The organism is Polyangium mundeleinium (genome assembly GCF_028369105.1).
Taxonomy (GTDB): Bacteria; Myxococcota_A; Polyangia; order Polyangiales; family Polyangiaceae; genus Polyangium; species Polyangium mundeleinium.
This window is the reverse complement of record NZ_JAQNDO010000001.1, coordinates 2,030,442-2,041,575: the sequence shown is the minus strand read 5'-3', so window position 1 is coordinate 2,041,575 and position 11,134 is coordinate 2,030,442. Positions and strand designations below refer to the sequence as shown.

General features: G+C 68.0%; 7 protein-coding genes. 6 read left to right on the top strand and 1 reads right to left on the bottom strand.

From position 1 onward, the window contains the following. The first annotated feature begins 156 nt into the window (after window positions 1-156). Window positions 157-1,194, top strand: coding sequence for an outer membrane protein assembly factor BamD (locus POL67_RS08285; RefSeq protein WP_271916558.1), 1,038 nt, complete (start codon window positions 157-159; stop codon window positions 1,192-1,194). Further along, entirely contained in the window at window positions 1,194-3,680 is a 2,487-nt protein-coding gene (locus POL67_RS08280; protein WP_271916557.1) for a hypothetical protein, read from the top strand. The genes POL67_RS08285 and POL67_RS08280 overlap by 1 nt, the downstream gene beginning before the upstream one ends. 58 nt (window positions 3,681-3,738) lie before the next feature. Here POL67_RS08280 and POL67_RS08275 read toward each other — a convergent pair whose 3' ends face one another. After that, entirely contained in the window at window positions 3,739-4,713 is a 975-nt protein-coding gene (locus POL67_RS08275; protein ID WP_271916556.1) for a hypothetical protein, read from the bottom strand. Window positions 4,714-4,836: 123 nt separating this feature from the next. Here POL67_RS08275 and POL67_RS08270 point away from each other — a divergent pair, with 123 nt between their 5' ends. Genes POL67_RS08270 through POL67_RS08255 form a run of 4 tightly spaced genes read left to right on the top strand, consistent with a single transcriptional unit; the run spans window position 4,837 to window position 11,126 of the window. Further along, window positions 4,837-6,378 carry a methyltransferase regulatory domain-containing protein gene (locus POL67_RS08270; protein ID WP_271916555.1) on the top strand — a complete coding sequence of 514 codons (1,542 nt, stop codon included), beginning with the start codon at window positions 4,837-4,839 and terminating at the stop codon, window positions 6,376-6,378. Window positions 6,379-6,416: 38 nt separating this feature from the next. Further along, a complete protein-coding gene (locus POL67_RS08265) occupies window positions 6,417-7,049 on the top strand; it encodes a PGRP and LysM peptidoglycan-binding domain-containing protein (RefSeq protein ID WP_271916554.1) in 633 nt (210 codons plus the stop codon). Between the two features lie 14 nt (window positions 7,050-7,063). After that, window positions 7,064-7,351: a hypothetical protein gene (locus tag POL67_RS08260; protein WP_271916553.1), complete on the top strand. Its 288-nt coding sequence runs from the start codon at window positions 7,064-7,066 to the stop codon at window positions 7,349-7,351. 22 nt (window positions 7,352-7,373) lie between these two features. Then, window positions 7,374-11,126 carry a D-Ala-D-Ala carboxypeptidase family metallohydrolase gene (locus tag POL67_RS08255; protein ID WP_271916552.1) on the top strand — a complete coding sequence of 1,251 codons (3,753 nt, stop codon included), beginning with the start codon at window positions 7,374-7,376 and terminating at the stop codon, window positions 11,124-11,126. Window positions 11,127-11,134 lie beyond the last annotated feature (8 nt).

Below are 11,134 nucleotides of genomic sequence, written 5' to 3'. Positions count from 1 at the left end.
CCCAAACCTCGAAAAGTGAGTAGGGCGCCGGTGGGCATACACGCCCGATTCTCGGGGCACGCGACCGCGGCCACGTGGCCCACCGTCGGCGAAGCCTGTCGGAACATCAGCACCGAGCGACTCCATGCGGGACTGATGACGGTGAGAAGAATGCACATGACGAACGCACGATCGATCCTGGGTGGGATGGTGTGCCTCGGCCTGCTCGCGTCGGCGCGCGAGGCACCGGCGCAGGACGTGGCCGCGGCCGAAGCGCTCTTCCGGAAGGGCGTCGCCGAGATGGAGGCGCAGCAATTCGCGGTCGCCTGTCCCCACATCGCGGAGAGCCAGCGGCTCGATCCACGCCCCGGGACGCTGTACACGCTCGCCTATTGCGAGATGAACGCGGGTCGCATCGCGACGGCCGTCGCCCATTACGAGGATTACTTGCGGGCGTACGACCGCATGACGCCCGAGCAACAGAAGAAGCAAGCGGATCGTGCGCAAAAAGCATCGGCGCAAAAGGAGACGCTCTCGAAGGAGGTCCCCGAGCTTTTGATCGTCCTGCCTCCGGCCGCCCCCGCCGGGACGCGGGTCCTTCGCGACGGCACTCCGATGGGCGCCGCCATGCTCGGCATTTCATTGCCGATCGATCCCGGCGAGCACGTCGTGGTGCTGGAGGTCCCGGGCGCAAAGGCCGTCGAGACGAAGGTGAGCGTCGCGCGCGGCGAAAAGAAGACGCTGGAGCTCGTGTTGCCGGCGCCCGAGCCCGCGGCGAATCCGAAGCCGCCGCCGCCGCTCGTGCCGAACGTCGCCGAGAAGCCCAAGGAGCCCGAAACGCCCGTCGCGCCGGCGAGCCGAGGCAGCGGGCTGCGGACCGGGGGGTTCGTCGCGCTGGGCATCGGGGTCGCGGGGCTCGTGACGTATGGCGTGACAGGCGGGCTCGCCGTGGCGAAGAAGGCGGACGTCGACGCGAATTGCAAGGGGACGCAGTGCAACCAGGCCGGGATGGATGCCGTGGAGCAGGGGCGGACCCTCTCCACCGTGGCGACGGTGGGGCTCGGGGTGGGCGTCGTCGGCGTGGCGGCGGGTATCGTGATGGTGGTCATGGGCGGGGGTGGTGAAACCAAAGGCCCGGTCAAGACGGGCGTGCGGGCAGCGACTTTCGACGTCGGGCCGAGTGCGGTCTCGCTGGGATTGAAGGGAACGTTCTGATGCGATCGCGTCGAGGTTTCGGGCTCTGCTTGGCGGCCGGGCTGTTCACCTTGCAGGCTTGCGCGCAGGTCCTCGGGTACGACGAACCGTACGAGCTTATCGAGGGGACGGGCGGGGCGGGCGGCGCTGGTGGAATGGGGGGAGCCGGAGGGATGGGCGGCGCCGGAGGGATGGGCGGCGGCGGCGGCGAAGGCGCCACGTGCGCCATCGACAACAAGTACAATGGCACGGAGACGGACGTGGATTGCGGCGGCGGCGACTGTCCGCCGTGCGGCACCGGCAAGTCGTGCAAGCTCTCCGGCGATTGCAAGGACAAGATTTGCCAGAACGGTGCGTGCGGCGCGCCGACGTGCAGCGACGGGGTCGCGAACGGCGACGAGGCGGACGTCGATTGCGGCGGCGCGAAGTGCCCGAAGTGCGAGCCTGGCGATGCGTGCGTGGTCGACGGGGATTGCACACAGGGGTATTGCCTGGACGAGGTCTGCCAGTCGGCCCCGTGCGACGGGCAGCCGTGCGTCGTGCCGGGGAAGCAAGGGGAGTGCGCCCAGGGGCTCACGGATTGTTCGAGCGGGAGCGTTGAATGCCCGGATACGGTGATACCGTCGTCCGAGGTGTGCGACGGGCTCGACAACGACTGCAACGGCAGCGTGGACGACGGCAACCCGGGCGGCGGCATGGCTTGCGCCACCGGGTTGCTCGGCGTCTGCGCGGCCGGCACCACCGCTTGCGAGGGCGGCGTGGTCGCCTGCAACCAGAACCAGGCGGCGGGGCGCGAGCAGCCCTGCACCTTGCTCGACGAAGATTGTGACGGACTCATCGACAACGGGCCCTACTGCTGCCCCGACGACGGCATCAAGAACGGCGACGAGAGCGACGTCGACTGCGGCCACCACTGCCCGGTGAAGTGCGTCGATGCGGGCATCTACTGCACGAGCGTCGCCGAATGCGGCACGAGCACCTGCTCGGGCAATAAGTGCGTGGCCCAGAGCTGCGGTGGCGGCGACGACTGTGTCTCGAAGGTCTGCACAGGCGGGACGTGCCAGGCGGCCACCTGCGGCGACGGCGTGAAGAACAGCATCGAGGGGGACGTCGATTGCGGCGGCAGTTGTCCCACGAAGTGCGCGTTCACGAAGACCTGCAACAACGGCGACGACTGCCCATCGGGCGCGTGCTCGGGCGGCGTCTGCGTGGCGGCCACCTGCGACGACGGCGTCATGAACGGCGACGAGACCGACGTCGACTGCGGCGGCACCTGCGCAACGGATTGCAGCAATGGTAAGGCGTGCGCGGTCAACGGCGATTGCGTGAGCAACACCTGCGACCGCGGCCTCTGCGTGTCTTCGACGTGCAAGAACGGCTTGAAGGACGGCACGGAGACGGGCCTCGATTGCGGGGGCGCGAGTTGCCAGGTTTGCCCGACCCTCCTCGCGCTCGTCACATCCGGGACGGCCTCGCCGCCGTACAGCATGCAGAGCGCTGTGTACAACGGGTCGAGCTGGACGATCGGATCGTTCGCGTTCGGGATCAACGTCATGGTGGGTACGCCGTCCCTCGCCATCACGACCACACGCCACGCCATCGGCGTCGTCCGCTACGGCTACGGCACCGACGAGCTGTTGTTCACCCGATGGAACGGCACCATCGGTACCTGGACCGAGATCGAGTATGTCCCGGAGAGCCCCAAGGCGAGCGGGAACCCCGTGATCAGCGCGTTCGGTCCCGTGGCGGAAGTCGCATTCCGCCACCCGGGCCCTGGCATGGGCAAGTACCACACGATCCGGCACATCGGTTCGCCGTCGTCGTCGAAGTGGCTCACGCCCTACCAGTTGACCGGGGCGCCGACGGACGCGACGGTCCACGACCTCGAGTGGCTCCTCCGCAGCGCCACGGGTGATGCGGTGCTGGTGTTCCCGGAACAAGACTCCTCCAAGGTGTTCTTCCAGTTCCGAACGAACGGCTCCTGGGCGACGGCCGCGATCACCAGCGGGGTCACAGCAGACACGGCGATCCAGCCGAACATCATCCGACTCAGCGGCGGCGATCTCTTGATGACGTTCGTGTATAGCAACATCATCGTCTGGTCCCGGTACGCGGGCGGGGTCTGGTCGACGCCTCTCACCGTCCGCTATGGCGCGGGCGGCGACAAGTCGACCACGAACCTCCGGCCGGCACTCGCGCCGCTCGCGAACAACGGTGCGGTCCTCGTCTACCGGAACACCAGCGACAGTAGCTGGCTCTACTCCGTCATCTACAACGGGACGAACGGCTGGAACACAGCGGCGGCGAAGGTCGCGAACGCCAACTACACGGTCTCCGCGCCCCCCGTCGTGGTCCCGGGCATCGGCAGCCAGAACGCGGAGCTGCTCTTCAGCGAAAGCGGCACCCTCAAGCACGCGCGCCTGAGCGGCAGCACCTGGACCACGCCGGCCGCCGTCGGCGGCATCAGCGCGAACGTCCAGGCCATCGGCGCGGCGAGCTTCCAGTAACCCCCTCGCAGCCCGCAGGCTCGTCCTGCGGGCCGCGCCCCTCCCGCCCCCGCCCCACCTACCGCTTCCCCGCCGCCGCCTTCTTCTTCAGCTCCGCCTCTTCCACGAGGCACCGATGCGGCTTCGTCCCCGCGCTCCCTTCCCCGCAGATCAAACAAAAGAACGCCGTCACCGGCTCCGGCGGTGGCGCCTGCTTCCCCGGCCTTCGCGACGGCGCCGCGGACAGCGGCTTCCCCTCGGCCGCCGCTGCCGCCGCGGCCGCCTGCTCCGCCGCCTTCTTCCGCCGCTCCAGCTCGTCCCGCAGCGCGCGCACCTCCGCGGCGAACGCGTCCTTCTGCGTCGCGAGGGTCTCGGCGTCCTGCTCGGCTTGCCGGAGCGCGCGGCCGAGCTCCTCAATGCGGCGACTCGCCGCGGAGAGGTCCCCCGCCCGGCCGTCGGTCCGGTCGCGGGCCTCCGCGAGCTGCCGTTCAAGCTCTTCGCACCTCTTCTGCGCCTCCCGTAACTCGCCAGACGCCTTCTCGGCACTCGCGCGAGCCTCCCGGACCTCGCCAGACGCCTTCGCGGCGCTCGCGCGAGCCTCCCGGACCTCCTCAGACGCCTTCGCGGCGCTCGCGCGAGCCTCCCGGACCTCCTCAGACGCCTTCGCGGCGCTCGCGCGAGCCTCCCGTAACTCGTCAGACGCCTTCGCGGCGCTCGCGCGAGCCTCCCGTAACTCGTCAGACGCCTTCTCGGCACTCGCGCGAGCCTCCTGAAGCTCGCGCTCGAACCTGTCCGCTCGTGCTTCCGCCGCCGCCGCCGCTTCCGCCGCCGCCGCCGCCTCCGCCGCTTCCGCTTCCGCTTCCGCCGCCGCTTCCGCTTCCGCTTCCGCCGCCGCTTCCGCTTCCGGCAACGCCTTCTTCGCCTCGGCGGCGGCCTTCGACAGCGCCCGCGCTTCCTCCCGCGCGGCCCCGAGCTCCCGCGCGAGCGCCCCCCGCGACCGCAAGAGCACCCCGATCACGAGCGCGAGCGCGGAGACCACGGCGACCAGAATCAACGAGAGCCCATCCATACGCGCGACCGGCGAGCGCGCAGCATGCGGCCTATCGGCCCTTCAAGGCAAACACTTGCGCCCGCTCCCCGATCCCGCCAAGGTGGCCCGCCCTTCCGGAGGACGCGCGTGGCCGTCGCGAACGAGGATTATTTCTACGAGGCCCTGCCCTTCGCCGAGACGCACCCCGACCACCTCGGCGCGATCGGCGTCCTCTTCGGCCTCCGGCCCGCGTTGCCCGCCCGCTCCCGCGTCCTGGAGATCGGCACCGCCACCGGCGGCAACATCCTGCCCATGGCCGCCGCCTTCCCCGAGAGCCGCTTCGTCGCCCTCGACCGCGCCGAAGACTCCCTCGCCATCGCCCGCAAACACGCCGAGGGCGCACGCCTCCGCAACGTCGCGCTCCACCTCGCCGACATCCGCGAATTCGAGGACGAGCCCCACGCCTTCGATTACATCCTCTGCCACGGCGTCTACTCGTGGGTCCCCGACGACGCCCGCGAAGCCATTCGACGCGTCGTCCGCCGCCACCTCGCGCCCCACGGGCTCGCGTACATCAGCTTCAATACCCTCCCCGGCTGGCACCTGCGCGGCGCGATCCGCGACATGCTCCGCCGCGAGGTCTCCGCCGAAGGCTCGGCCGCCGAGCGCGTGGAAAAAGCGCGCGCCTTTTTGCGCTTCCTCGGCACGGAGACACTCCGCTCCGATCCCACACGCGCCTGGCTCGCGAGCGAGCTCGAGACAATCGCCGAGCTCTCGGACCATTACCTGCTCGGCGAGCACCTCGTCGCCTACAACCGCGCCGAGTACTTCGCCGATTTCGCCCGCGACATGAAAGACGCCGGGCTCGCCTTCGTCACCGACGCCCAGGTGCCGCTGGTCTTCCCCGAGCGCCTCGGGCCCGCCGCCGCCGAGGCCGTGCGCGCGCGGGCAGGAAACGATCTCGTCGCCGTCCAGCAGCAGCTCGACCTCCTCGAGCTCCGGTGTTTTCGCCGCGCCATCCTCTGCCGCGACGACGCGCCGCTCTCGCCTCGCGTCTCGGCCGATCGCCTCGCTTCGCTCGTGCTCGCCTCGCCGCTCTCGCCGGGGGCCACGGCGCCGGACCTCGCCGAGGGCGTCGAGGAGACGTTCGTCGGGCCAGGCGGCGCGATCGGCACGGACCAGGCGACGCTCAAGGCCGCGCTCGTCGCGCTCGCCGCGTATGCGCCGGGCGGGCTTTCGTTCGACGCGCTCGCCTGGGAGACCGGCGAGAAGCTCGGGCTCGCCGCATTCGAGGGCGAGGCGCGGGCGCGGCTCGCGCGGAACCTGCTCGGGCTCTACACGAAGGGCGCGATCCGGCTCTGGGCCTCGGCGAAGCCCGCGGCCCGGGCGCCCGACGAAAGACCACGCGCCTTCCCGTTCGCCCGTTATCAGGCGAGCATCGGCAGCCCGTTTTGCACCACGCTCCTGCACGAAGGCGTGCAGGTCGACTCGTTCGATCGGGTGATCCTCGCGCGCATGGATGGAACGCGCGACGCCGCGGCGCTCACGGCGGCGGCGCTCGAAGACGCGCGGCGCGGCGTGGTGTCGGTGGAGATGAACGGCGCGCCCTGCGTGGACGGCGAGGTCTTCGCCGAGATCACCGAGCAAAAACTCCTGCGCTTTGCGCGGATGGGTTTTTTGATGGAGTGATCGGGCGCCGCGGCGTGTATCATCGTCGGCGGATCTCCATGGCAGGCACGACACACGAGGTCAAACCGGGGGAGTGCATCGCCACCATAGCGGCGCAGTACGGCGTCCCCTGGAAGACGGTATGGGAAGCGCCGGAGAACGCGGCGCTGCGCAAGACGCGCAAAGATCCGAACGTGCTCGCGCCGGGCGACAAGGTGACGGTGCCGAAGGCGAAGCCGCGGCAGTCGCCGATCGAGACGGGCAAGGCGCACCGGTTCGTGATCCACCGCGAGCGCATCAAGGTCCACCTCCGGCTCACGGCAAACCGCGAGCCGCTGAAGGACGAGCCCTACCGGATCGAGTTCGGCGAGCACGAGATCGAAGGAAAAACCTCGGGCGAAGGGATGCTCGAAGCCGAGGTGCCGTCGGATCAGAAAGACCTCGTGCTGACGCTGCCGCGCAGGCAACAGACGTACACGCTGGTGCTCGGTGACATCGATCCGATCGACACGATCCGCGGCGCGCAGACGCGCCTCCACAACCTCGGCCTCTACCGCGGCGAGCTCGACGGCGAGCTCGGCGACGAGACCACGGCCGCGATCGAGTTCTTCCAGCGCATTCAAAAGCTCGGCGTGACGGGGAAGTACGACGCGGCGACGCAGAAGGCGCTCGCGGAGTTTTACGGGTTCTGATCGGGAGAGCGGCCATGGATGACGTCGAGGATCTCGGGCTCGAGTTCATCTCGGAGGCAGACGACGCGCTGGAGGAGAAAGGCGCGACGACGGCCCCGACGGGCGGCGCGGAGCCCGAGGAGGAGAGCGCCGAGGGCGCGCCCGCCGAGGATCCCGAGATCCCCGAGGAAGAGGCCGCGGCGGGCGAGTCGCCGGAGAAGCCGGCGATGCAGATGGGGATCCGGCTCGTCGCGCGCTCGGCCGAGGGGACCGTGCTCGTGAATTCGCTCGAGGTCCTGCCTTCCTTCGAACTCTCGATGTGAGCGGCGCTCGCGGGACGATGCCATGACCCTGAAGCTCGACAAGTACATCACCGACAAGCTCACGTCCGACAAGGGCGGCGTCTGCACGCAGGGGGAGCTCGACGCGGTGTGGGCAGACGTGTCGCCGTACGTCGGGAAGACGGTGCGCGACGTGGGCGCGGCGAAGTGCCTGGAGATCGCCGCGCTGCTCGCGGGGCGGTTCGAGGGCTGCCTGACGCACATGTACTGCGATCACCTCGGGCTCGTGACGATCGGCATTGGCCTCCTGCTCGATGGCAGCGCGAAGAGCGCGCTCGACAGCCTGCCGATGACGTTGAAGAGCACGGGCGCCGCGGCCTCCGCGTCCGACAAGAAAAAAGACTGGGACGCCGCGAAGGATCATTTCAACGACCACAGCGACAAACCACCGATCGCCTCGAAGTACGCCTCGCTGATGAAGTGCCAGATCAGCACGGAGACGGCGCGGAAGAAGTGCACGGAGGTGATGAAGTCGAAGGCGGACTCGCTGTTCAACACCGCGTATCCGAACACGAAGCAGCACGAGGGCGGCTACCTCGATTACCCGGCCATCGCCTGGGCGCTCGTCATCAACCTGGCCTTCGCGGTCGGCAACTCCGGCCTCGACAAGTTCAAGAATATGAACAAGGCCATCAAGGAGAAGAACTGGGAGACGGCCGCGAAGGAGTCCTGGGTGAAGGACCACTCGCGGTTGACGCTCGGCGCGCGCTACCAGCTCTTCATCCTTTGCGGCGGGAAAGGCCAGAGCCAGAGCACGAGCTCGGGCCCGAGCGATCAGGTGATCCTCCGCGAGCCGACGACCACGTTCGACCTGAAGAACTTCTCGCAGGAGCAGCTCTACGATCACCTGCGCGACGTGTGGAAGCGCTCGCAGAAGCGGTTCGGCAACGAGGGCAAGGCGGAGTTCGATTTCCAGGACGAGGAGGGCCGCATGAACCTCCTCGGCGCGCGCGGGTTCGAGTTCGACACGATGGTGCCCGTCCCGAGCACGAACACGAAATACGACGATTGCCTCTTCCTGATCTACAAGAAGGACGGCAAGAAAGCCGTCTCGAAGTTCCAGTGCACGACGGAGTGGACGTCGGCGGGCGCGTCGGCCGTCATCCTGCTCGGCCAGCACAAGTACAAGCTGGCCGTGCACAAGAAGGACAGGGAGTACAAACCGCTCGTGGGCGTGAAGGCGTACGCGGACATCAAGGGGTTCGGCTATCGCGCGCTGAACCCGGATCCGCACGTGAAGTGCACGCGCATCACGGACGCGAGCAACGTCGGCGCCGTCGGCGAGAGCGCGGCGAGCACGCACGACAACGCGTCGATCAACATCCATTACGGCGGCGAGAAGAACACGGTCGCCGAGGATCGCGCGGGCGCGTGGTCCGAGGGCTGCCAGGTCCTCTCGGGGATGGCGAACTACCTGCGCTTCATCCAGCTCCTCGAGACGGATCACTCGCTCAAGAACACGACGACGAACGAGCTGTCGCCGAAGGCGAGCAAGGACGGGACGCGCTCGATCATTTACACGCTCGTCGAGGGTGACGCGCTGAGCCCGCGGCGCACGCCGATAAGCTTCCCCGTGGCGCTGAAGGACTCGCGCGTCGCCTCGCCCGAGAACGCGGCGGCGTACTACGCGCACACCGAGGTCGAGAGCAAAGGCGGGTATTACCCGCTCGGCGCGAACACGGTCTGGCATGGCGGCGTGCACCTGCACGTGGCCGAGGGGACGCAGGTCGTGGCGCCTTACAAGGGGAAGGTCATCGCGGCGCGTTTGCCCTCGGACCCGAAGAAGGCGATCACGCATTACGGCAGCATGAGCTTCGTGCTGCTCCAGCACGAGATCGACGGGGCGACGCTGAACAAGACGGCCCCGCGCGGCAAGGTGATCGGCTATCGCGCCACGCAGGACGTGAACGTGCGGGCGAAGGCCACGAAATCGGCCGACAAGGTCGGCGTGCTGAAGGAAGGCGACCGCGTCGACCTCGTCACGGACAAGTACACCTCGGCGGACGGGTTCGTCTGGGCCCAGGTGACGGTGACGCGCTCGGCGGACGCGGCGCTGAAGGGGAAAAAGGGATATGTCGCGGTGAAGGGCGACTGGTTCCAGTCGTACCACGAAGCGGTCACGTTCCCGAAGCTCGACGAGAAGAAGCAATACAAGTTCTGGTCGCTCTACATGCACCTCGGGGCCGTGAAGTTCGACGGCTCGAACGAGCTCTTCAAGGCGGTGAAATGGCTCCACGCGCCGAAGCCCGCGACAGAGCCGGCGTCGACGGACACGATCTCCGCCTCCGTGGGCGAGGGCGGGATCAACAAGGCGGCCGACGTCCGCAAGGTGCAGACGCGGCTGCAGAAGCACGGCAAATACAAGGGCGCGATCCAGGACGCCTGTGATCAGGCGACGAAGGACGCGATCAAGACGTTCCAGTCGGCGTGGGCGAAGAAGCCGGACGGCCGCGTGGATCCGGGCGGGACGACGTGGGGCAAGCTCTGCCAGCCGCCGCCGCCGGCGGGCAATGGCGGCGTCGAGCTCGACGCGGCGCTCGTGAAGGAGCTCGACAAGGGCGTCGTGGCGAAGGTCGATCGCGAGGTGGAGACGGGTGACGTGCTCTGGGTGTCGGGCCTGTATGGCTCGACCGGCGCGCGGACCGGCATGGTCCACTGGGAGATCTTCTCGGAGGAGTTCGTGCTGCCCTGGGCCAAGAAGGTCGAGGACATGGACGACGATTTCAACATGGACTGCGACGCCATCCTGAAGATGGTGGAGCAGGACGAGGTCTCGTGGAGCTTCTACGACGAGAACGAGATCCTCAGCGTCGACGAGCTGCACCGTTTCTACAAGACGAACCCCAAGTCGCGGGACCTGCGCAACTATGCGTGCCGCTTCATCAGCGAGTGGGCCGTGGATCTGTCGAAGGCGATCCCGGCGATGAAGGGCCGGTTCAACACGTGGGGGCTCGAGGATCGGCTGAAGCCCTCGATCTGGTGGCAGGAGGCGCAAGGGAAGAAGGTCCCGCTGCCCGCGAGCCCCAAGGTCTGGCATTACAACCCGATCACGTTCCTCTACCGCGTCGCGCTGGCGAGCGGCGAGGCAGCCCCGCAGCCGGCGGCATCGTCGAGCGCGCAGTCGTCGTCGAGTTCGTCGACGAGCTCGCAAACGTCGTCGAATACGAGCTCGCAAACGTCGTCGAGCACGGGCTCGCAGAGCTCGTCGAACACGAGCAGCTCGTCGTCGTCGAGTTCGTCGTCCAGCTCCTCGTCCAGCTCGTCGGGCGGCGGAAAGAAGTACGACGGCAACGTGACCGACGGGAAGCTCAGCGAGCATTTCACGCTCGCCGAGTTCATCGCCTCCTCGACGGCCGACAAGAAGGGCATCAAGAACACGCCCAAGGCCTCCGAGATCGCAGCCATGAAGGCGCTCTGCGACAACGTGCTGGAGAAGGTCCGCGCGCATTTCGGCGCCTCTGTCGCCGTCTCCAGCGGCTTCCGTTGCGAGAAGCTGAACACCGCCATCGGCGGATCGACGACGTCGCAACACGTGAAGGGCGAGGCCGCCGATTTCAAGGTCTCCGGCAAGACCGTGAAGGAGGTCTTCAACTACATCGCGTTCGAATCGAAGATGCCCTTCGATCAGGTGATCTTCGAATTCAACCGCTGGGTGCACGTCTCGTACACCACCGGGACGAACCGCAAAGAGATCCTCGAAGCCTACAGCGACGCGAACGGCAAGACGAAGTACCGGAACATCAAGAAGCCCATGTGAGCCGCGCG